The sequence below is a fragment of the Pseudoalteromonas sp. SG43-6 genome (assembly GCF_014164365.1).
Taxonomy (GTDB): domain Bacteria; phylum Pseudomonadota; class Gammaproteobacteria; order Enterobacterales; family Alteromonadaceae; genus Pseudoalteromonas; species Pseudoalteromonas rhizosphaerae.
In genome coordinates this window covers 17,055-39,309 of sequence record NZ_JACJEZ010000042.1, presented here as the reverse complement: position 1 = coordinate 39,309, position 22,255 = coordinate 17,055, and the positions used below count along the sequence as shown (strand labels likewise).

Sequence of the window (22,255 nt, the reverse complement as noted above, 5' to 3'; positions counted from 1 at the left end):
TCCCCTCCGATTAAGCTACAAAACCAATGATTTCACCACCAACACCAGCACTACGTGCGGCGCGGTCTGTCATTAGGCCTTTAGAAGTTGATACGATAGCGATACCTAGACCACCCATTACCTTTGGTAATTCGTCACGTCTCTTATAGATACGCAAACCAGGGCGGCTAACACGCTGGATATTTTCAATAACAGCTTTGCCTTCGAAGTATTTCAACTCGATAGAAAGCTCAGGTTTAACATCACCGCTGATTGTGAAATCAACGATATAACCTTCATCTTTTAATACTTTAGCTAATGCTACTTTCAGCTTTGAATTAGGCATCGTTACAGATACTTTTTTCGCTGACTGACCGTTACGAATTCGTGTAAACAAATCCGCGATAGGATCTTGCAAGCTCATAGTCTTACTCCCGTGATTCTATTACCAGCTAGCCTTTTTAAGGCCAGGAATTTCACCGCGCATAGCTGCTTCGCGAACTTTGATACGGCTCATGCCGAATTTGCGAAGGTAACCATGTGGGCGGCCCGTAATGTTACAACGATTACGTTGACGTGCAGGGCTAGAATCACGTGGTAAAGCTTGTAGCTTAAGTACCGCGTCCCAACGATCATCGTCAGATGTTTTCACATCACTGATGATAGCTTTTAGTGCTGCGCGCTTTTCAGCGAACTGAGCAACTAATTTCGTGCGCTTTGCTTCGCGCGCTTTCATAGAATTCTTTGCCATAACCCTACCCTTATTTCTTGAATGGGAAGTTAAACGCTTCTAACAACGCACGGCCTTCCTCATCTGTTTTCGCAGATGTAGTGATTGTGATATCCATACCGCGTACGCGGTCTACTTTATCATAATCAATTTCTGGGAAGATGATTTGTTCACGTACGCCCATGCTGTAGTTACCACGTCCATCAAAAGACTTAGCACTTACACCACGGAAGTCACGGATACGTGGGATAGCGATTGAAACCAAACGCTCAAAAAAGTCCCACATACGCTCGCCGCGTAGGGTTACTTTACAACCAATTGGGTAGCCTTCACGTACTTTAAAGCCAGCAACAGATTTGCGTGCTTTAGTAATGAGTGGCTTCTGACCAGCGATTGCTTCTAGATCCGCAACAGCGTTGTCTAGAATTTTCTTGTCAGCTAGGGCTTCGCCCACGCCCATATTCAATGTGATCTTTTCGATCTGAGGGACTTGCATGACAGAGCTGAAACCAAACTTCTCTTGAAGTTCAGCAACTACTTTGTCTTTATATACTTCATGCAGTTTCGCCATCATTCTACTCCAACTATTAGATAGTTTTACCAGTAGATTTAAAGATACGTAATTTCTTACCATCTTCAATCTTGAAACCTACACGATCTGCTTTACTCGTTTCCGAGTTGAAGATCGCAACGTTTGATACGTCAATAGACGCTTCTTTCTCAACAATACCACCTGGCTGGTTCAATTGTGGAACCGGCTTTTGGTGCTTCTTGATTAAGTTAATGCCTTCGACAAATACTCGACCAGACTCGGTAACAACTGAAAGCACTTTGCCGCGCTTACCTTTGTCTTTACCTGCTAGAACGATTACTTCGTCATCACGACGGATTTTTGCTGCCATGATTGACTCCTTACAGTACTTCTGGGGCTAGTGAAACGATTTTCATGAACTTATCATTACGAAGTTCGCGAGTCACAGGGCCGAAAATACGTGTACCAATTGGCTGCAAGTTATCATTTAAGATAACAGCCGCATTGCTGTCAAAACGGATCAAAGAACCATCTGGACGACGAACGCCTTTCTTAGTACGCACAACTACCGCGTTTTTAACATCACCTTTCTTCACTTTACCGCGAGGAATCGCTTCTTTAACAGAAACTTTAATGATGTCACCAATCGCTGCATAACGACGGTGCGAACCGCCTAAGACTTTAATACACTGCACTTTGCGAGCGCCGCTGTTATCAGCAACTTCCAGCTGAGTTTGCATTTGGATCATGTTAATGACCTCCGGTGTAGTTATTACAACTGTCTTAAATTTGTTTAAAATCAAGACATTTAGGTTAAAAACCACTCAAAAAACAATCTAGTTGTCTCCCAAGGGCGGGCAATTGTATCAGCATTGCGGGGGTAGTGGTAGGTTATTTTTTAATTAATTTAGAATAACGAGGATGGTTGTTTTGTCGATGAAACATATTTTGCTATTTTAGCATTGATTATAAAACAATCAGGGCAATTTTATGCCCTGATTGTTTTATCACCGAATAAAATCGGCATTATTTGCCAAACAAACCTTTTAACTTATCTTTAATTTTATCTTTCGCTTTTTCTTTTACTTCATCTTCTGCCGCTTTGCTTACATCTAAGCTGATGCCAACATCATGAAATGGTCCTTTGATTCGTACTGGAATTTTAAAGCCGGTACTATCATCTTTGGTCCCCTGCCCTTCGAGTGAATCGACTATGCCTGTCACTAAGCGGTAGTTAACTGTCGTTGCGGGTAGATTAACATCCCCTTCACCACTAATACGTACTAATGGACTTAACAAACTCAGATCTGTGTTTTTACCTACGCCATTGGTAAAGTTAAAGCTACCCGTTAGCGCAGAGAAGTCAGTTTGCTGGGAATTATCAAAGCCAGTATCTAGCCCTTCGGATATTGCACCAAAGTTACCCTTAATTAGCTCTTTGCCTTTGCGAACCATTTCAGCAATGTTGGCGCCTTTTACTGCACCATCGGCAAATTCAAATGCTAGTTTACCCTGTAGGGCACTCATAAAGTCTTTTTGGCTCTGACCTGATGTTGCTAAGTCCCAATTGAGTGAGCCTTTGCCCATTAGCTTATCGAAGCCAGCGGCATCTGTCAGCAATGGTTGTGCGTCTATTTTATCTAACGAGAAGTTGGTGCTGATTTTGTAAGGAGCTTGTTTCGCATTAACTGTTACAGTGCCTTTACCATTACCTTCGTAGGCGGCAAACTTATCTAGGCTAATTTTCGCTACGCCTTTGTTAAGGTTTACAGTGAATTGATTAGCGCCAAGTTTGATTTCATTTGCTTTTAAGCCACTTGAACGGATCACCACATTCGCATCTAAGGCATTTAAGCCACTTAAATCCATTTTTGTGTCATCCCATACAATTGGTTTGGCTGGCTCGTCACTTTTAGGTTCTGGTTTCTCTGCTGGCGCTACCACCTCAGGTAAGTAAGGATTTAAGTCCAGCATACCTAAATCGATGTCAGCATTAACGGCTAAACGCTTACCTAAATTAAGCTCGCTTTTTCCTTTGATCTCTAATGCATCAAGAGTGGCGACTAATTCAGCTAGGTTGAACTTATCACCTTGCATACGCATTTTGCCGCTAACACTAAATGCATTAAAGGCGCTTTCTTTAGCGTTCAGCTCGACTCCCTGCCATTTAGCAATGTCTTTTACTGAATCACCACTGAGCGCTAATTGACCTTGAATCTCTTTACCTTGACCGGCTATTAAGCCTTTAAACTCAACATCAACTAACTTTGAAGTGACATCAGTTGTCACATTAAATGTATCACCTGCTATTGCTTTAGCTGGGTTATCAACTGTTACATCAAGCTCAAAGCGCTCTTGCATATAAGTGATCCCACCTTTGACTTCGAGTGATTTATGCAGTGAAGGCAGTAAGATAGCCAATTCTAAATCGCTAATTTGCTGTTTAGCTCCCGTTTGACCATCTAAATAAGTAAACGACCCACCATATATAGCTACTTCACCTAATTGAATATCAAATTTTTCAGGTAGTTTGACTGCCTCACCTGCTTGAGTTTGCTGCTCAGATTTCGTAGCTACTGCATCAAATAACTGCCAGTTAGCTTTACCATTTTTATCTGTTTCAAGCAGAATATTGGGTTCATTGATCACAAACTTTTCTAGTTTAAGTTCACCACCAAATAGCGAAAACCAAGGAATATGAACTGCAAGTTGCTGCATGCTTGCCATATCTGCACGTGAGCCAGTTTTCATATTGGCAAAATGCACATCTTCAAGTTCAAGCTTCAAAGAAGGAAAAACGGATAATGTTTTATCGCCTTTAATAGTTAAAGTACGCCCAGTGGTTTGCTCAACCTGCTCAGAGACTTTATTAAAAATGGCATCGGTTGGAATTAAAAACGGTGCAGCAATAATTAAAGCAACAAGCAATAATAATATGACACCAATAACTTTAAATAAGGTCTTCATGATGGTCCTTTCAAATGTGCAAATAATGTTCTTATCATAGCGGGAGTTAGCATTAAAATCATTGTGCAACGAAGAAAAATGCAATTTCCTGCATTCTACAGTGAATATATGAATTGTTACTGAAACATTTTGATACCTTTAGCTGCAAAACCATATAGCTGAATTTCGCAAAGCCGCGGGGCTTTCACAGCAAGAGCTAGCCGATGCTAGCGCCGTTTCACGCAAAACAATCAGCACGGTCGAAACATCACGCTTTACACCTTCAGTGATCATTGCATTGAAGATAGCTCGGCAGTTTGAAACTACTGTAGAGCAGTTATTTTCACTTGAATAAGCAGATTAAACCCTTTAAATGCAATCTTGTGCAGATTTAACTTATCAAGATTGCATCCCCTGTATTCTTCGGTATGATGCACAGCCCTGTTGTTTTAAGACGTTTTGCGCTAAAATTAAACAACTGAAAAATGTATTTAACCGGAGTACCATCAGGCATGAAAAAATTGCTCATTTCACCTTCACAAATGGCATTAGGCGAACAAGAAGGCCATATTTATCAAAATATTCTAAAGCAGGCTTCTGAAATCAGCTTAAACCTGATGGCGGTGAAAATAGAAAATCATCCTGAAGACTTCTTAGGTTGGTGCTATGAACTACTTAATGCTAGCCGTGACCGTATTAATCATGATTTACTCGAAACCAATCAATTACCAATTTTAAAAAAGCTTAATGACTTATTAGTTTCAGCAATTAGCTTCTTACAATTGAAAACATTACGCGTAGCGCCTTGGCCTGTAGTTAGTGTATTTATAGAGCAGCATAAAGATGTGTTAGCCCTTGATGAACAGTTACGCCTTGCCAACTATATAGCTGGTATTCGCGAGCAATCACTGAAAGAGATGATCCCTGAAGATTTATTAGCATTTAGTGGTAAACATACTTCTGCACTGGATCCAAGTAGTTATAATTTTGATGTCGAATGGTTTAGCTCTACTAAAAGCGCCAAAGCTTTTCATCAAATGCTTGCCGACCTGCCGGCATTATTTGATGAAGCATTAGCACATATACCTTTAGAAGGTGAAGTAACTGAAGCTGATTACCAAGAATTTGTGGTCAAATATTTAAAAGCCTTTACTGATAGCAATGAAAAGCCAACGCTTGCACCGGCAACTCGTCTATTAGCAATGCGCCGCCCAGATGTTTTTACACCAATTAATAACACCCGTTTAGATGCACTTTGTTCAGCATTGGCTATTACTAAATTAAATAATCGTGACTTTGCGCGTTATTGGCAGGATATTGTCCAAGCAGTTCATGGTATGTCTTGGTTTAAAATGGCAAGTGGTGACAGCGAGCTGGATCAACAACTTGTTGCAATCAAAGCATTAATTCCGTGCTTTTTCTATCATGCAGACAAAAACACGCCTGAAAACTCTAACTACATCAAGTTATTGAGCAAGCCAAAGCGTACAACTACCACTGGCACTAGAAAAGTGCGTCGTGGTAAAGAGTCTGCTGAAATACTTGTTGATCGCGCACTTGCTGCTGACGATATGCCTGAGCATATTCGCGCAAAGCGTGATTCAATTATCAGCGAAGTACAAAAAGGCCGTGGCGTGAACGAAACAATCAGCCTAATGCGTACTATTTTTGGTTAAACCACAGTAAAAAATACAAAAACCCGCTGCAACTGAGTTGTGCATGCGGGTTTTTTTACGCACCAATAAAGTGCGCAAGCTTCGTAAAAAACAATCTCCTCCTTTCACTATAAATATTTATACCTTTGTTTATAAAGTAATTTAAATATAAATTATTGCTTTTCATTTAACTTGGCACAAGCAGTGCTATTACCCTAGTAGACAACTAAAAATAGGATCCGCAATTATAGACTGCAATCTAATTAATAATTGCGAGCCAAAAAATCAGCATAACAACAGGATACCAAACATGTTAAAACTAAAATCAGCAATTGCGATCAGCACACTTGTACTCATGGGTGCAACATCTACAGCAGCATATGCAGAAGTAACAGCCAATGCCGCAGCAACTTCAAACTACTTATGGCGTGGTCAAGAACAAACCGGTGGTGATGCTGCAATTTCAGGTGGTATTGATTATGCCAACGAATCAGGTTTTTATGCTGGTACTTGGGCTTCAAATGCAAGCTGGGCCGATGAAATGACCTACGAGCTTGATCTCTATGCTGGTTTTGGTGGCGATATTAATGAAAATATGAGCTATGACGTTGGCTACATCTATTACGCTTACCCTGATGCAGCTTCTGGCGCAGACGCTGATTTTTCTGAAATTTACGGTAGCATCAGTATGGGTGGCTTTAGCTTTGGCGCATCAGTTCTTGCAACTTCAGCCGCAAGCGGTGATGGCACAGACTTTGGTGATTCGTTATACCTGACTGCAGATTACGGTTTCGCAGTTGGTACTAATGGCACTGAAATGGCCTTACACTTAGGCCACTACTCTGGTGATTTTATTGGTGATGACGATATCATCGATTACGGTGTATCTATCTCTAAAGATGGCTTCACTTTTGGTCTATCAGATACCGATATGGATGACAGTGATATTAAGGCTTACGTTGCTTTTTCAATGGACTTTAGCCTATAAAAAGAATGTGTTACTTGCTGCAACACTAAGGGCCGTAAGGCCCTTTCTCGATCTTGGTAAGCGGTAAGCGGCTAAGTTCATATTTTATATCAAGACTTACCCTCAACTCAGACTGCTTATAGCTTAAAACTTACAACTCCTATGGCACACTGTGCCCTGTTGAACCTTGCCAAATACGATACCATTGTTCACGACTGAGTTTTAACTGCTTAGCGGCAACAGCCGATTTAACACGCTCAATGTTGCCAGTACCCAGTACCACTGATGGGGAACTTGGGTGCATTAATAACCACGCGTAAACCACTTGATCAATAGAACTTGCACCAATTTCGCTGCCGACTTGCTCAAGTACTTGACGCAGGCGAATCGCTTTTTCATCATTTTCTGCAAAAATGCGACCGCCAGCCAAAGGTGACCAACACATAGGTTTAATATCAAGTAACTGACATTGGTCTAAACTACCATCATCAAGTGCTTGCATTTCATACGGTGAAAATTCAATTTGATTGGTCACCAATTCAAAATCAAGACGCGACTGCAATAAACTTAGTTGTGATGGCGTAAAGTTTGATACACCAAAATCGAGTACATCACCATTTTGCTTAAGAGTAGTGAATGCCTCAGCTACTTCGTCTGCATTCATCAAATAATCAGGGCGATGAATAAGTAATGCATCTAATCTATCGGTATTAAAATGCTTTAACGATTGCTGTGCTGAGCTAATAATATGTGCGGCACTCGAATCGTAATGATTAGCTTGGCCTGCTAACCCTAAGCTTGCAAAAGCAGGTTTGATACCACACTTAGTAATAATTTTGATCTCATCACGAATACTTGGCTTTAAAGCTAAAGCTTTACCAAACTCTGCCTCACAACCATATCCACCGTAAATGTCAGCGTGATCGGTGTGCCTTACACCGGCTTCAATTGTTTGCTCAAGAAAAGTTAAACACTGTTGTGGAGTAATTTGCCAATCTAATAATCGCCAAAACCCAAGTACTAGTTCGTCAATAGCGCGATCTGAGCTGTTCATAATTCCACCTTTATTTTTGTAAAAAATATTGTCCCGGCAAGTTCAATGCAAGTACCAAAACAGTATCCCTATCAGATAATTAATAAGCCATGATAATTTAATTGACCTTATTGATGTATTATTCTACATAATAAATAAGGTATTAATAGCTGAAAGTTATACCAGCACATGCATTAGCACATCAGTTTTATTCAGAGCTTTACCTTTTTTTGATGGCACAGGTAACGTAATAAACTTTTTGGATTAAATGAGGCTACAGATGAAAGACTTAACCCACACTATATACAGGCTGATGGCTTGCCTTTTACTCACGGTTAGTCAGTTGAGCTTTGCAGCAACCACTGAACAAGAAGTCACTCATTTGCTCAGCTTTATCGCGCAAAGCAACGCGACTTTCATTCGTAACGGTGATCAACACACCAGCACCGAAGCCGCTGATCATCTTGCTATGAAATACCGCAAAGGCAAACGCTACGCTAAAACCGCTGATGAGTTTATTGAAAATCTTGCCAGTAAAAGCTCATGGAGTGGCAAACCTTATACCGTTATTCTCAAAGATGGTACAAAAATAATCAGTAAAAAATGGCTTACAAACGAGTTAGCTCATTTTAGAACCACAGAAAAGCCGCAATAAGTGCGGCTTGGTTTCACTCTTAGGAGGGGTGATTTAAATTCTGAAATACAAACGATTCTTGAGCTGATATTTGTGAGTTCAAGAAATTGCTTAACTTTCATATTATTCATTTAATGAAGTATCATATGCAAACATAGCTGAACATTTTGTGAACACAACCTTAAAATAATAATCAAATAAAAATAAAATAGCAAAGTTGTAAACTAGATAGTACTTGCACCTGATTTTGCCACGAATGCTAAAACGAAACACAAAAAATAATCACCGATTTTAACTAAAAGTGAAAGCCACACAACAGCACAGTAATCAAATAGTAGCTCTGTAAGTGATACTAGCATTATCACTATAATTTCGTCATGCTGGATAGTAATAACATTTTGGCTTGTCTAATTTCAGCGCGCAAACAGCTGCATAGTTGTTTGATGTTAAAGCGAATAATAAACCCAATTAATACACTCAGCTATGCATATCTGCAGCGCCTTTTCATTAGCACTGAATTATAAGCCTGTAGAGCTATGACACTTTAATTTCGTTCTTTAATTGATAACCAGAAAGGCAAGCGATAGTGGATTTCTATAGGCAATATTTCACTCAAGTGCCGTAGAGTTTTATCTGTATCCTTTGTTGAAAAAGTCCCTGTAACTTTATACTTCGCAAGCTGCGGTTCAACACTGATAACACCCCGTCGGTAACGAGCAAGTTCGGCAATAAAATCGGTTAATTTGCTGCCATTTGCTTGTATTTTATGCTCAAGCCATAACGGCTTAGTTGTGAGTAAATGTTGTATTAGCATAATACTGTTTATATCAAAAACAGCTTGCTGCGTGGCTTTCAATCTAAGTAACTCTACGCCCTGCTTGGGTCGAAGCTCCACAACCCCTTCATAGACTTCAACTAAAGTGCGATACTCTTGTTGCTTGACAGTAAAACGTGTACCAATTGGCACAGCTTTTCCATCTCGCGTGGTCACATATAAAGGGGCTGTATGGCGTGCGCTGGTGACAGATATTTCTCCTTGTAATAAGTGTAATCTTCGTGCTGACTGATCGAAGTCAATATAAACGAGAGTATCTGTATTCAAAGCCATGATCGTACCGTCATTTAGGGTAACGGTTTTAATTTCTCCAACGGCAGTAACATATTCACGCCCACGAGGTTGGCTTGCTCGCCCCGCAAAAATCAAACTCAGATTCGCTAGGCTAAAGAGACCTAATACAAGTAGCTGTCGCCGTGATAATCCCTTTTTCTTACGTGCTAATACTGCACGACTAAGTTCAGATTGCGGAGCTTGATGAAATGTCTCCTGCAGTTGCTCTAACCGCTGCCATACTAAGGCATGTTCGGGCTCAGCCTCATACCAAGTTTTAAAAGCACTTTTATCATCTTGGCTAACATCTTCAGCCCATAATCTAGCCATCCAAACCGCGGCTTGTTGTATTGTCTCAGGCGAGATTTGCGTCATGATTAAAACAACATTTCTAGGTTAACCATTAAACAACTTTGTAATGCTCTGGCTATGTATTTTTCTACCGACGACACAGAAACATTTAATTGCTTTGCTATTTGTTTATAACTCATATTTTCAAGCTGACGCATCAATAATGCTTGGCGGACTTTTTCGGGTAACCGCTGCAAAAGATTATCTATTTCCGTCAGCGCTTCAATCATTAGCAGCTGAGACTCTGCAGATGCCGACAGAGCAATAGGATCATTTGCAATTAACTCTAAATACGCAGCTTCTACATTGCGCTTGCGATACAAATCTATCACCAACCCTTTAGCAATATGCGTTAAATAACGCCGAGAGTCTCGCATGCTTGGTAGTGTTGTTTTTGCTAACATGCGCAAATAAGTATCTTGTACTAAATCTGCTGTGGTTTCAGGACAACCTAAGCGGCGTTGAATATAAATAGACAGCCAGTTACTGTGCTTTTTATACATATCATCAATACACGCTATATTGACAGGATTGCTTATCATTCTGTATCACCCCTAAAAATGAATGCGAATGATAATACTTATTAATTGCAGTTAATTCAAGGCAAACCTCCTTTTGCCTTTACATTAACTTGTGAATAAAGAGAGTTTTTAAAACTTTTTCTCAAACTTTAAACTGACACTGTTTTTATCATAACTATATAGCCAATCTACATTACTGTTAACAGCAGTATGATTTAAGGTAAAAATTGGTGTCATACTAAATACAGCTAGATTTGGCATGCTTACAATCAGTGTGTAATTTTGCTCAAGGTCTTTACGCTTTTGCGCCAATAAAGCACTATACTGTTCATATTTACGCGATCTGAGCGATGCAAAGAAAGTTGTCTCTACCCCATTACTCCAGCGCTTATTGACACCAAATCTACTCGAAAATAATTGGTAAGCATGTACCTGTTCACTGTTATTCTTTTTACTGTAATCTAGACCACCAAACAGTAACCATTGTTCATTAAGCTGATACCAAAGGGTATTGTAATTTGCCAATTGTGTACCGGATTGATAACTATAGTGCTGAGGTTGATAAGACTGCTGTTCAATTTCAAGCTCAAGTTTTACATTTAGTTTTTTCGACAGGTTTGTTAGCCAATCAAGCTTAACACCCGCAGCACTGTAAAGCGTACTATTGCCTAATGCATTGTATTTAAATTGCCCAGATGCTGAAAATTGCTCATAAGCCGTTTGATAGCTATAACCTAAATTAGCAATCACAGTGTGCTCATTATATTCACTGTTACTTAGATAATTACTGCCATACGCAAGACCTCGGAAACTCAATCCGTGGTGACCAGAATAAGCGAATCGTTTACTAATATTTGCATCAAAGTCAACACCGTCTCCCGATACAGCCTGAGGGGTTTCACGCTCAATTAAACACTCTTCGCTCGGCAGCGAAAGCAAACACGTATAACTTTGTGATGACTGATTCAAGTTATCGCTAAAACTTGGCCCTAACGCAAAAGACCCCCGCCAAGCTTGACGATAGTTAAGCGCATCAATAAAACTATTTACAGTGTGGCGCACACCGTCAACCTTAGGGTTGTCATTTGGTAACTGCTCAGCAATATGTTCAAACAATATAAGCGCATCAGTATTTTTATTATTATCAAACAACACCCGCGCCAACTCTAATTGACTAGGTAAAAAGTCTTGTCGCTGAGCTAATACAGCCAAATGTTGCTGTTCAGCTTCGTTTAAACGTCCAGCAGATCGAGCAATCGCACCTTGCGCATAATGAGCTAGCATTACATCGTAATTTTTTAGTGCCACATAGCGAGATAAAAAATCTTGTGCTGCTGGCCATTGTTTATGCTGAACTAACAAATAGACTGCTTGGCCTAATTCATGAACATTGTTATTAACTTGGATTTGCTGACCATTAATTGTAAAAGAGGAAGACTTAGCTGAATCATGCGCCGCATCGGCAACCATTGAATGCTCATTTTGTTTTATATTTTGCTCTATACGTTGCTGTAAATGTAATCGCGTTTCAGTCGATGCAGATAAGAGAGGGGAGTTTAACACTAACATTACTACCCATAATTGCACTGTATTACGGTAATAATGACTTTTATTTTGATGGTTCATAATAATACTCAAAAGCGTCAATTAAAGGGGCCAAATATTAGCCCCAACTAAATAATTGCGATTACTTTTTAGTTCCACCAAACGCAGTATCTAATTGACGATCAGCAAAGGTAGCAATACCTGCAAGTGACGCAGCATCAGCACCAAAGAAATGGCCTGTAGCTACACCCCGAGAAGTACCATTTGCTAACGAGGTACCATTAAATGCAGCTGTGGATGATGTTATGTTTGCATTCACTGTTAATGAAAGAGATGAATTAGCTAGGCTACCTGTTAACTTCTGAGCACCAAAATCAGCCGTAAAATCGCCTGTAAGTTGATTATTACCACTGAACTTATTTACTCCTTTAACTGCATAACTAGCTATACCACTTACTGGTACTGTCGTGTTGGTATTATTACCAACATAATATACTGCGCGGTCGTTGCCATTACCGTTAAAATCTTGTGACCATTCACCAAACCAGACATCGCTAGTACCCACTTTTGCAAAATTAAATGTGCCAGTACCACCATGACCCATGCTTAAAGAGTGAATACCGTTAGTTGGTTGGGCATAAGCTGATAACGCCTGAAAATCAACTTTCTGTTGAGTAGAGCCCATTGCCGCAATGCCAATACCAGCTCGACCTGCTACATGAGGACCACCATTAACCGTAGACTCTCCTACTTCAATATTGGTATTGTCATTTTGAGTACCTACGTAATTTGCATGGGCAGCAAAGCTAAAAGTGGTTGTAAGTACGGCGAGTGTTGTGAATAATTTGTTCATTTTTCAGTTCCTTTTAAATAAAAAATCAATGAAATAAAAAGCACAACTAAGGTGCTTTCATTAACTACACCGAACGAAAAATAAAAACCCACAAAAAATAATAACTATTTAGTTTGTGGGTTTATTTTTTAAGCTAATTCAATAAATTAAAAGTTCATTTGTAGTTTTAACTTCACAGTTCTACCAGGAGCTGGAACGCTCGAACGAACCAGTGGGTCAATATAATAAAGATCAGTCAAGTTAGTGGCTACTAACTCAACGTTAAGGCGCTCACTCCAAATATACTTTGCGTATGCGTCAAAAGTCAGCGCTTTATCTCGCTCAAGATCTTCTTCAGTTTTACTGGCTGATAAATACACACTTCGTAATCCGGTTTCTAAGGAATTTTCGAAATAACGACCACCAAGGCTCAAGTTAACCGAGTCATTAGGAATAGCTTGATCACTTAAGTAACCACCTGCAAAACCAGCATGTACACAATTAGGAACAGAGCCCTCGACAGGGTCCTGAGTAATTGCAAGGCTTTCATCACAGACTTCATTCTTAGTCATGTGAGATAAACTTAAATCAGCAAAAAACGAACCATTGTCATAGCGGCCTTGAAACTCAAATCCTTGCAGCGTTTGCTTATCAATATTATAAAAACGAAGTAAATTACCTGAGCGTTCTATGACATCTTTTGTTTTATGATGAAAGTAGGTTAATTTAATGTCCCCTTGTTCAAAGTTATGTACAAACGCAGTTTCATAATTATAGGTATGCTCTGGTTTAATATCTGTGTAAGGGTTGTTATTAGCCGAGAAGCCTAAAGTACTTTCGAACATACTCGGGAAGCGGATGCCCTCGGTATAACGTATGTACACTCGACTATGTTCATTAAGTAAATAAGTTGCAGCAAATCCTGGAGCCCAGTGGCTGCCCTTTTTTTTACCGCCCTCAATTGGCTTCTCGTACTCATTAACAGGCCCACCCGCTTGGCGACAACTGCCTTCTATATAATTAGCTACGTTATTCAATTCACCGTTAACACATATATTATTTGCTCTGCGGTATTTACCCTCACCATTATGTAACCAAGGCTCTAAATTGACTTTATTTTTCATTTCTCGGACATCTTCAAGGTAGCTTAAAAAGTCTTCAAGGCCTGCAGCATCGCCTAAGAAAAGATCGCTATACTGCTCTCTCTCTTGCTCCCTTATTTCTTGATGTTCCGCTTCTGTGTAAGCTGTTTTATACTCTAAATATACCCCTTCAGCGGCAGAGTGCTCTTTCGTAAAGCGCTCATCCTCAGCCGCAATTCGGCTTGATAAAAAGTCATCAATCGCCCAATAACTTTTATAACTCGCACCAGCTGAAAGTATCAGCGACTCACTAGGCATCCATTTAAAATTAAACTGCCCTTCAAGCTCTTCTCGTCTGCCCTCACGAGGCCAGTGCTTCCAACCATCGACTGTACCGCGATATTCATCTTCTGAGCGAATTTTATGATATTGATAACGCGCTGACATAGTTAGCTCCAACTCATCCGATAACATCATTTGGTTACTTACATCAAAACCAAAACGATTCTCACGGTTATTGGCAACTGCTGTATTACGTATTATTGGGCTTGCATCAGGATCCGCTAACTCCCAAATAGCATTAGCGTAATTTGGGAACCCCCCAGCAGAGTTAGTATTGCTAATGGTATGAGTGCTCCAGAGGTTTGAAGTGACGTTAATAAACTTACTTTTCGGGTTCCACTGATATTTTATGTTATAGGCTTGTGCTTCAACTTTACTAAGAGGCCATTGTGCCATTTCACCATTTTCACCTATGTCACCAGCTCGACTTGCCATAATTTCACCGTATTGCGCATTAGTGATACGTGCACCGAGGTTTAATTGCTGGTTTTCACTAATATTAAATTCACCTTTGAGTAAAAAAGATTCCAACTCGCTGGATGTATTTGGCACTTCATAACCTGGTCGTTGACGGTGCGCTAAAGAACGCGGATTCATTTTAGTAATATTAAACTCTTGGTCATTAGGCTGATTGTAAAACTCTGATTTTTTGGTGCCACTAAAATAGTTGCCCTTATTACGATATGCATAGGCGGCGAGTAATTCATAGTTATCTTGGCGCGTAGCTAGCGCTAAACGATAAGCATAGTCTTCACCAGACAAGGGGTTATTTTCTTTATCACCACTCATCTCTTTCCATAAAGAAGGGTCGCCGTAAGCAAAATTAGGTGTCATTTGCGGGAAACCTTCCACCTCCCTGTAATCCTGCCCAGTCAATAAAGTCGGCAGCTTAGGAGCAACGGCATTATTACTACTTTCCATTACAAGACCCCCACCGCTGGTTTCCCCTTCAAGCAGTACGTCGCTAGCACTAATAGTGCTAACTTGTACCCCCCCACCAACTGAAGTATGTGCATTTGGAGTTAGTGAAGGGCCTTTTATTGCTTTAATACTGCCAATTAAATTTGAATCAACATAATTACGATTTGAAACGCCGCGATAGCCGCGCCACACTGTAATTGCTTGCTCAGTACCGTCTATTGATAATGGCACTCGCCCTGGTCCTTGTACCCCGCGAATACTCGGGTCAACACCCCCACCATTTCGTGCATCACCGCTGTAAATATTGAGCATACCTTTAAACAAATCAGCAGCATCTTTACCCTTATATCGCTCTATTTCATCTATTGATGTATATACCGTTGATATATCGTCATCATAAATTGCATGCTTACCAGCTTCATCACGAGTGACACCATAATTATCTCCAGTAGCCACATTGATGGTATCTAATATCATTCTATTTTCGCTAGCTTTAGCTAAAATTCGATACGAGCCATCTGTTTGAACCACACTATAAAGCCCACTATTAGAGAGTAGAATATTCATAGCCTGCTCAGGACTATAACGACCTTGTAATGAAGGGCTTTGGGTTTTTTGCGACAAACTAGCATCTAAATGAAACTCTATACCTGCGGTAATCGCCAGCTGATTTAAACTATCATCAAGCTTGCCTGCGGGAATATTAAAAGTATGAATATGAGGCTTAGCCGCATATGACAGCCCTGGCGCTGCCAAACTAATAATCCCAAGGTGGGCACTGAGCAATAAGGTGAGTAATTTAGGTTTAGGTAAATATTTCATGTCGACTTCCTTTCTTTTCGTTACGTATCAACTAAGCAATACACCGAATGAAAGTGACGATTCCTCAAAAAATAATTTAATTTTTACTCTTCCACTGTCTTTTTTACCCACAAATTAGCCATGGTAATGAAAACCGACAAAGTAATATTGTTATCTGAAAACAGAAAAACGTAAGCAAAATATTACTTGCACCTGATCTCGCTACTGGGTATAAAAATAGTTATCAACATTTAATAAGAAGCGAAAAGCCATGCAGCAACATGACCACCAACCACTTACAGACTTTATTGAATATCCACATGAACAGATGCTAGAACGCGCTAATGAGTTTTTAACGACCAGTCAGCGTCGTCATACAATTCGTAGTTTTAGCGACCGACCGGTGCCAAAAGATATTATTCAAACCTGCATTAAAGCCGCAGCTACAGCACCAAGTGGTGCAAACCACCAACCGTGGCATTTTGTAGCAATTAATAGTAGTGATGTGAAAAAGCAAATTCGTGAAGCAGCCGAGAAATTAGAACGCTCATTTTATGAAGGCCGCGCTGGTGAAGAGTGGTTAGATGCTCTAAAGCCATTAGGCACTGATGCCAGCAAACCTTATTTAGAGCATGCACCTTGGCTAATTGCCGTATTCAGCCAAAAGAAAGGCGGCTTAAATACTGATGATAAAAACACCAACTACTATGTGCATGAGTCAGTCGGTATTGCCACCGGCTTTTTAATTCAAGCATTACATCGCGCAGGGCTTGCAACACTAACTCACACACCTAAACCAATGAGCTTTTTAACCGACATTTGTGGCCGCGACAAAGACAACGAACGCCCCTATATGCTGCTCATTGCCGGTTACCCAAGTGATGATGCTACTGTGCCTAATCATGCCTTGGTGAAAAAATCACTCGATGAAGTTGCGACCTTCATTTAGGTTTAAAATCCACCGCTAATGTGTCGCCGGCGTTAAGCCCGGCGATAATATGCTGTTTAGCATTAATCACCTCCCCTAAACGAACAAAGCGGCGCTCAATCTTTTGCTCGTTAATAACATATACCATGGCTAATTGACCGTACTCATGCACCCAACTTGGCTCAATTAAAATTCCTTGCTCGGTATCCAGTGGCAAGTGAAGCTGTGCATATAAACCAGGCATCAAGTTTGATTGTGTTGGCAACTCTAAACGAATTAACATACTACGTGCAGCACTATCGGCAATCGGAACAATTTCACTCACCACCGCAACAGCGGTTATATTAAGTGAAGGCAAACTGACCGTTAAGCTTTGACCCAGTGTGAGGCTAATTGCCTGACGTTCTCGTACATTAAATTCAAGCTGTAATTGTTGTGGATTATAAAGTGCCAATAAAGGTGAACCAGGCACTGCGGTATCACCTGGTTCAACTAACCGCTCTACAACAACTCCAGAAATGGGCGCTTTTATACGGGTAAATTCAAGTGCGACTTGTGCTTGGGTTTGCTGTTGCTTGGCAACAGCTAAGCTTGCGGTTAAGTTATCAAATTTCGCTTTTGCTTCATCATTATCACTAACCGATACCAACCCTTGTGAATATAAGTCAGTTACGCGCTTAAGCTGTTTATCAGCTTGTGTAAGTGACGCTTGAATGGCTTTTATTTGCGCATCACTTTGTGCCAATTTCGCTTTAAAATCGTCTTGCTGCAAAGTAATGAGAACATCGCCTTGCACAACACTATCACCAGCACGTACATTTAAACGTTCCACTTGTGCCATCACTCGTGACGAAATTTGCGTGTTTTGTTTTGCAATCACAGTACCGGGAACATCTTCACTGTGCTTGATCGCCGTCAGCTCAACGGTAGCGACTTTTCCCTCATATGTCGTTGCTAATACGGGTTTATTTCCTGCGGCTTGTTTATTTGAAAAGCTGCCTGCCATATAAAGCACGGCAACAATAATCACTAACAACGCAATGATTGAGCCGAACAGTTTTGATTTACCTTGCATGAGCTTCATCCTCGGTTGTTTGTGTGTTCGCAAACACTAAATAATAAACTAGCGGCACCACAAACAACGAAAACAATGTTGATGCCACAATGCCAAAAATAATAGCGATAGCAAGACCACTAAATACGGGGTCTAACGTAATCACTAAGTTGCCTAATAAAGTTGTGCCAGCAGTCAGTAATACTGGCCGCATCCGCGTTGTGCCTGCGGCAATCAATGCCGCTTTTATTGCCATCCCTTGCTCGCGAGCTTGATTAATAAACTCAACTAAAATAAGCGAGTTACGCACCACAATACCAGCAAGTGCTATCATGCCGATCATCGCTGTTGCGGTGAATAGCACAGGCTCTGGAGCACCGGCTATGGAGCGCTCACCAAACTGATTTAATAACCAAAAACCCGGCATAATACCAATCACAGTAAGTGGAATAGCCGACATAATAATCAGTGATAAACTGGCAGATTGCGTTTGTATTCGTAAAATAATAAAAATGGCGGTTAACGCAAAAGCAAACGCAATTCCCATATCTCTAAACACATCAATTGTGATCCGCCATTCACCTTCACCACTAAACGTTACATGCGTGCCTTGTGGTAATTGCCAAGCCTGAGTTCCACCGTTATTAAAAAAGCTGCGGGCTAACCAATTTGTTTGCTCAAAATCATCGCTACTTACATTTAAATCAGCGTTTACGTCCGCAATGATTTCTGCAGGAGTACGGCCATTAAGCTCTGCCATCACGTATACAACCTCGCGTTGGTCTTTACGCATAATCGGTTTTGCGACATTTAGGTTATGAAATTCACCCAGCTCAGATAAAGCCACCAACGGTCGTGGCGCACTAGTTAAACCAAACTCATTAGTTGATTTTGCCAGCTCTCTATCACCTCTGATTTGTATAGCAAGCAGTTGCGCTAATTGGTTTCGCTGCTGATATGGTAATTGCATTTTGATCTCAACGGGCTGCGTTTCACCACTGACATACATTACGCCCACATTTTTACCCGCAGATGCAATCGTTAATGTATTGGCAATATCTTGTGTTGATACCGCCGACAAAGCCGCCTTGGCTTTATCGGTAATAAAGCGCTGCATCGGTGCCGTGGCTGCAATACTTGTATCAACTTCAACCACATGGGGCTCTTGCTTCAGTCGTTGTGCAACTTGTTGAGCCGCTTGATGGTGGGTTTGCGTATCAACAAACGGATCACGATACACTTCAGCCACTAAGGTGCTAAATACTGGCGGCCCGGGTGGAACTTCAACCACTTTTATCACAATGCCATTAACGGCCAATGGCTCAAGCTGTTTACGTAAACGCATCACGACACCATGAGACTGTTGATCGCGCTGCGCTTTGTCTAATAGTAATACTCTAAGCTCAGCTAAATTAGCGGCCTCACGGCGATAATAACCGCGCACCATACCATTAAAATCCATGCTTGATGGTTGCCCTACATACGCAGCTATTTCACTTACTTCACTAAGCTGCCATGTTATTGCTTGTACTTTACGAGCGGTCAGTGTTGTTTGCTCCAGATTCATCCCCTCGGGCATATCTATCAGTACTTGTAGTTCATTTTTATTATCAAACGGCAATAACTTCAGCGGCACCATTCGCATCACGGGCAGCAATGCACTGATAATAAATAATCCTAAGGTTGCCCATAAAATCAGTTTTGCGCGCCCTTTACTGGCCAGTAAAGGCGTTAATAAGCGTTCATAAATAGCTACTTTAGGGGAAGTCAAATCATTGTGCTCAACAACCGGTTCTTTTAATAACTTCATGGCAAGCCAAGGAGTTACAAAGAATGCCACAATGGTTGAGACCATCACGCTTACAGGCACATTAAATGCCATTGGTGCCATATATGGGCCCATCATGCCAGTGATATAAGCCAAAGGAATAAAAGCCACCATGATGGTCAGTGTCGACATTAATAATGCCCCACGTATTTCGCTCATTGCAGCGACAATCTGTTGTTTTTTATTGCCTTTGTTTTGTAAAAAACGGCTAATATTATCAATGCCCGTTATCGGATCATCCACCAGCAAGCCCAGTGATAATATCAATGCAAATAACGTTACTCGGTTAATGGTGTAACCAAACGCAAAATCGAGGCTTAAGGTTATGCCATAACAAATTGGCACAGCTAAACCAACAACGATAGCGGGTCGCCAGCCTAAAAATACACCAACAAAAATCACTACGGTAAATACCGCAAACACTAAGCTTGAGGTTAAATTATTCACTTTTTCGTTAGCGGTTTGCCCGTAATCTCTAAGTATTGTGTAATCTATTTGCGAAGGTAAAAAATTAGTTTTTAAATCAGCCATCATTGCGTGTACATCATTTGCGACCGCGACTGCATTTGTGCCCACTTTTTTAGCAACACTTAAGGTGACTAAAGGATGCTCTTGTGTGGTATCAGATTGCGCCAGCCACTGATAATTTTCAGGCTCACTTGGTCCATCGAGTACTTTTGCAATATCTTTTAAATAAACACTTTTGCCGTTAATAACATTTACAACAAGCTGCTCAATCGCGGCTTTTGTTCGTAACACATCACCAGCTTGTAGCATGATTTGTTGCTCTGCATTAACAACACTGCCAACCTGAGATAATTGATTAGATACACTCAGTGCATAATAAACATCGCTGAGCGTAGTTTGATGAGCTGCTAGGGCCGTCGCATCTAAATTGACCGTTAAAGTGCGTTTGCGCCCAGCAATCACTTTAACTTCACTGGTGTTTTCTATGCGCTGTAAACTATTCGCAATTTCGTTAGCAAAACGGGTTAACTCATAGTCGTTATATAATTTAGGATCTTTACTAAATAAGCCTAGCATCACAATCGGCACGTCATTTACTTCGACCGGGCGCACCTGCCATGAACTAATAACTGACGCCATGGTATGTTGATAACTATATAGTTTGGCGTAAGTATCGAGGATTGCTTGTTCACGATCATGACCCACAGTAAAGCGCAATGTCACCACAGTGCCATTACTTTGTGTGGTTGAATAAATATGCTCAACACCGCGTAATTGCGCCAATAACTTTTCGAGTGGTTGCGTGACCAGCCTTGCCACTTCGGGAGCTTCAATGTTAGGAGCTGAGACATAAATATCCAGCATCGGCACCACTATTTGCGGTTCTTCTTCACGGGAAGTTTGCTGCAGCGCCATAATGCCAAGCAACACAGCCATTACAAAAATAATGATAGGAATACGCCCGTTAAGACTATTTTTTACTGCACTGTCGAGCTTATCCATTTGGTTATTCCTTACAAAATAAACCATAGAGCGTGGCTAACATAGCCTGTGCGTTGTCGTTAATCACCCGATAATAGATGGTCTGGCTTTCGCGACGAGTACTAACAATATTTGCTTTTCGTAGTGCAGCCAAATGCTGCGATAAAGCAGACTGTGCAAGTGGTACAGCCGCATTTAATTCAGAAACACTCATTTCACGCCCCTGCAAAGAGCACAAAATCATTAAACGGTTTTTATTTGCTAAAATTTTTAATAGCTGCTCAGCATGCTCTACGTTATTAGCCATAGCTGCAAAGTCGATAGTCATAGTTCCACTCTTATATTCAAAGTACAGCAGATTATAGTTAGCTATATTAGAAAAGTCTAATATTATAATTTACTAATGTAGCTTTATCTAATATATTAAATAGTAACAGTCACTATTACTAAGGTTAACCGTGAAACTAAACGATGCTCTTCGCTTGATAGCAGGTGTAATGATTTGCATATCATTGTTACTACAGCAATTTCATGATCCATTGTGGATTTGGTTTACAGTGTTTATTGCTCTAAACTTAATTCAATCAGCATTTAGTAAATGGTGCCCGATGATCACTCTTTTAAAAAAACTAGGTTTCGAGGAATAACATGCTTACTTCAATCCCAGATCTAATGAAAATAATTACGCCAAATCAACGCCGCATTGAGGCTACACAGGCCAAGCAAGAAATTGCTGGCAACAAAGGGCTATTAATTGACGTACGTGAACCCGCCGAACATGCGGCAAAAGCAGCTATCGGCGCAATTAATATTCCCCGAGGTTTACTAGAAATGAAGTTAATGGAAATCGAAAAAGACCCAGCTCGGCCAATTTACTTACACTGCGCCAGTGGCGCACGCGCAACATTAAGCGCTGAAGCACTTACCCGCGTTGGTTATGAAAACGTCACCGTTATTACCTGTCATGCAGAACAGGTTTGCCAAGTATTTTAATGCAATTGGCATAACAGCTTCACA

At 40.7% G+C, this 22,255-nt stretch carries 22 protein-coding genes; 7 read left to right on the top strand and 15 right to left on the bottom strand.

From position 1 onward, the window contains the following. Positions 1-10 precede the first annotated feature (10 nt). The 6 genes from rpsH to H5201_RS16585 form a co-directional block, all read right to left on the bottom strand. Positions 11-403 carry a 30S ribosomal protein S8 gene (gene rpsH, locus H5201_RS16610; RefSeq protein WP_145241923.1) on the bottom strand — a complete coding sequence of 131 codons (393 nt, stop codon included), beginning with the start codon at positions 401-403 and terminating at the stop codon, positions 11-13. A gap of 21 nt (positions 404-424) precedes the next feature. After that, positions 425-730, bottom strand: coding sequence for a 30S ribosomal protein S14 (gene rpsN, locus H5201_RS16605; protein WP_058562128.1), 306 nt, complete (start codon positions 728-730; stop codon positions 425-427). Positions 731-740: 10 nt separating this feature from the next. Then, entirely contained in the window at positions 741-1,280 is a 540-nt protein-coding gene (gene rplE, locus H5201_RS16600; RefSeq protein ID WP_016710195.1) for a 50S ribosomal protein L5, read from the bottom strand. 16 nt (positions 1,281-1,296) lie between these two features. Continuing rightward, a complete protein-coding gene (rplX, locus tag H5201_RS16595; RefSeq protein WP_016710194.1) occupies positions 1,297-1,611 on the bottom strand; it encodes a 50S ribosomal protein L24 in 315 nt (104 codons plus the stop codon). A gap of 10 nt (positions 1,612-1,621) precedes the next feature. Next, the gene (gene rplN / locus H5201_RS16590) at positions 1,622-1,990 is read right to left on the bottom strand and encodes a 50S ribosomal protein L14 (protein ID WP_011329449.1); all 369 of its coding nucleotides are present in this window, start codon (positions 1,988-1,990) and stop codon (positions 1,622-1,624) included. A gap of 277 nt (positions 1,991-2,267) precedes the next feature. After that, entirely contained in the window at positions 2,268-4,208 is a 1,941-nt protein-coding gene (locus tag H5201_RS16585; RefSeq protein WP_182719226.1) for an AsmA family protein, read from the bottom strand. Positions 4,209-4,350: 142 nt separating this feature from the next. Between H5201_RS16585 and H5201_RS16580 the strand changes: the two genes are divergently transcribed. The 3 genes from H5201_RS16580 (at position 4,351) to H5201_RS16570 (ending at position 6,830) form a co-directional block, all read left to right on the top strand. After that, a complete protein-coding gene (locus H5201_RS16580; RefSeq protein ID WP_182719227.1) occupies positions 4,351-4,542 on the top strand; it encodes a helix-turn-helix transcriptional regulator in 192 nt (63 codons plus the stop codon). 157 nt (positions 4,543-4,699) lie between these two features. Continuing rightward, complete coding sequence (locus tag H5201_RS16575; RefSeq protein WP_145241931.1) at positions 4,700-5,863, top strand: hypothetical protein; 1,164 nt, start codon at positions 4,700-4,702, stop codon at positions 5,861-5,863. Positions 5,864-6,152: 289 nt separating this feature from the next. Then, positions 6,153-6,830: a TorF family putative porin gene (locus tag H5201_RS16570; RefSeq protein WP_145241933.1), complete on the top strand. Its 678-nt coding sequence runs from the start codon at positions 6,153-6,155 to the stop codon at positions 6,828-6,830. A gap of 139 nt (positions 6,831-6,969) precedes the next feature. Here the strand turns inward: H5201_RS16570 and H5201_RS16565 are convergent, their stop codons facing one another. Beyond that, positions 6,970-7,863, bottom strand: coding sequence for an aldo/keto reductase family oxidoreductase (locus H5201_RS16565; RefSeq protein WP_182719225.1), 894 nt, complete (start codon positions 7,861-7,863; stop codon positions 6,970-6,972). A gap of 259 nt (positions 7,864-8,122) precedes the next feature. Between H5201_RS16565 and H5201_RS16560 the strand changes: the two genes are divergently transcribed. Continuing rightward, positions 8,123-8,497: a DUF5329 domain-containing protein gene (locus tag H5201_RS16560; RefSeq protein WP_182785091.1), complete on the top strand. Its 375-nt coding sequence runs from the start codon at positions 8,123-8,125 to the stop codon at positions 8,495-8,497. Between the two features lie 523 nt (positions 8,498-9,020). Here H5201_RS16560 and H5201_RS16555 read toward each other — a convergent pair. The 5 genes from H5201_RS16555 to H5201_RS16535 form a co-directional block, all read right to left on the bottom strand. Beyond that, positions 9,021-9,959 carry a FecR domain-containing protein gene (locus H5201_RS16555; protein WP_149983094.1) on the bottom strand — a complete coding sequence of 313 codons (939 nt, stop codon included), beginning with the start codon at positions 9,957-9,959 and terminating at the stop codon, positions 9,021-9,023. Positions 9,960-9,961: 2 nt separating this feature from the next. Continuing rightward, entirely contained in the window at positions 9,962-10,477 is a 516-nt protein-coding gene (locus H5201_RS16550; protein WP_149983093.1) for a sigma-70 family RNA polymerase sigma factor, read from the bottom strand. A 108-nt stretch (positions 10,478-10,585) separates the two neighbouring features. Further along, positions 10,586-12,082 (bottom strand): surface lipoprotein assembly modifier, encoded by a 1,497-nt coding sequence (locus tag H5201_RS16545; protein WP_149983092.1) that lies wholly within the window; start codon positions 12,080-12,082, stop codon positions 10,586-10,588. 61 nt (positions 12,083-12,143) lie between these two features. After that, positions 12,144-12,854 (bottom strand): Slam-dependent surface lipoprotein, encoded by a 711-nt coding sequence (locus H5201_RS16540; protein ID WP_182785090.1) that lies wholly within the window; start codon positions 12,852-12,854, stop codon positions 12,144-12,146. Positions 12,855-13,000: 146 nt separating this feature from the next. Next, positions 13,001-16,000, bottom strand: coding sequence for a TonB-dependent receptor (locus H5201_RS16535; RefSeq protein ID WP_149983090.1), 3,000 nt, complete (start codon positions 15,998-16,000; stop codon positions 13,001-13,003). A gap of 250 nt (positions 16,001-16,250) precedes the next feature. On the opposite strand from H5201_RS16535, the gene H5201_RS16530 reads away from it, so the two are divergent. Next, complete coding sequence (locus tag H5201_RS16530; protein WP_145241949.1) at positions 16,251-16,928, top strand: nitroreductase family protein; 678 nt, start codon at positions 16,251-16,253, stop codon at positions 16,926-16,928. On the opposite strand, the gene H5201_RS16525 is transcribed toward H5201_RS16530, so the two are convergent. Genes H5201_RS16525 through H5201_RS16515 form a run of 3 tightly spaced genes read right to left on the bottom strand, consistent with a single transcriptional unit; the run spans position 16,921 to position 21,566 of the window. Then, positions 16,921-17,982, bottom strand: a complete 1,062-nt coding sequence (locus H5201_RS16525) for an efflux RND transporter periplasmic adaptor subunit (protein WP_182719222.1) — start codon at positions 17,980-17,982, stop codon at positions 16,921-16,923. The genes H5201_RS16530 and H5201_RS16525 overlap by 8 nt on opposite strands. Next, the gene (locus H5201_RS16520; RefSeq protein WP_182719221.1) at positions 17,972-21,259 is read right to left on the bottom strand and encodes an efflux RND transporter permease subunit; all 3,288 of its coding nucleotides are present in this window, start codon (positions 21,257-21,259) and stop codon (positions 17,972-17,974) included. The genes H5201_RS16525 and H5201_RS16520 overlap by 11 nt, the downstream gene beginning before the upstream one ends. Positions 21,260-21,263: 4 nt before the next feature. Next, positions 21,264-21,566, bottom strand: a complete 303-nt coding sequence (locus H5201_RS16515; RefSeq protein WP_149983086.1) for a metalloregulator ArsR/SmtB family transcription factor — start codon at positions 21,564-21,566, stop codon at positions 21,264-21,266. A gap of 130 nt (positions 21,567-21,696) precedes the next feature. On the opposite strand from H5201_RS16515, the gene H5201_RS16510 reads away from it, so the two are divergent. Together H5201_RS16510 and H5201_RS16505 are read left to right on the top strand one after the other, a co-directional pair. Beyond that, positions 21,697-21,885, top strand: a complete 189-nt coding sequence (locus H5201_RS16510; protein ID WP_149983085.1) for a DUF2892 domain-containing protein — start codon at positions 21,697-21,699, stop codon at positions 21,883-21,885. A 1-nt stretch (position 21,886) separates the two neighbouring features. Next, positions 21,887-22,231: a rhodanese-like domain-containing protein gene (locus tag H5201_RS16505; RefSeq protein WP_182762006.1), complete on the top strand. Its 345-nt coding sequence runs from the start codon at positions 21,887-21,889 to the stop codon at positions 22,229-22,231. The last annotated feature ends 24 nt before the right edge of the window (positions 22,232-22,255 follow it).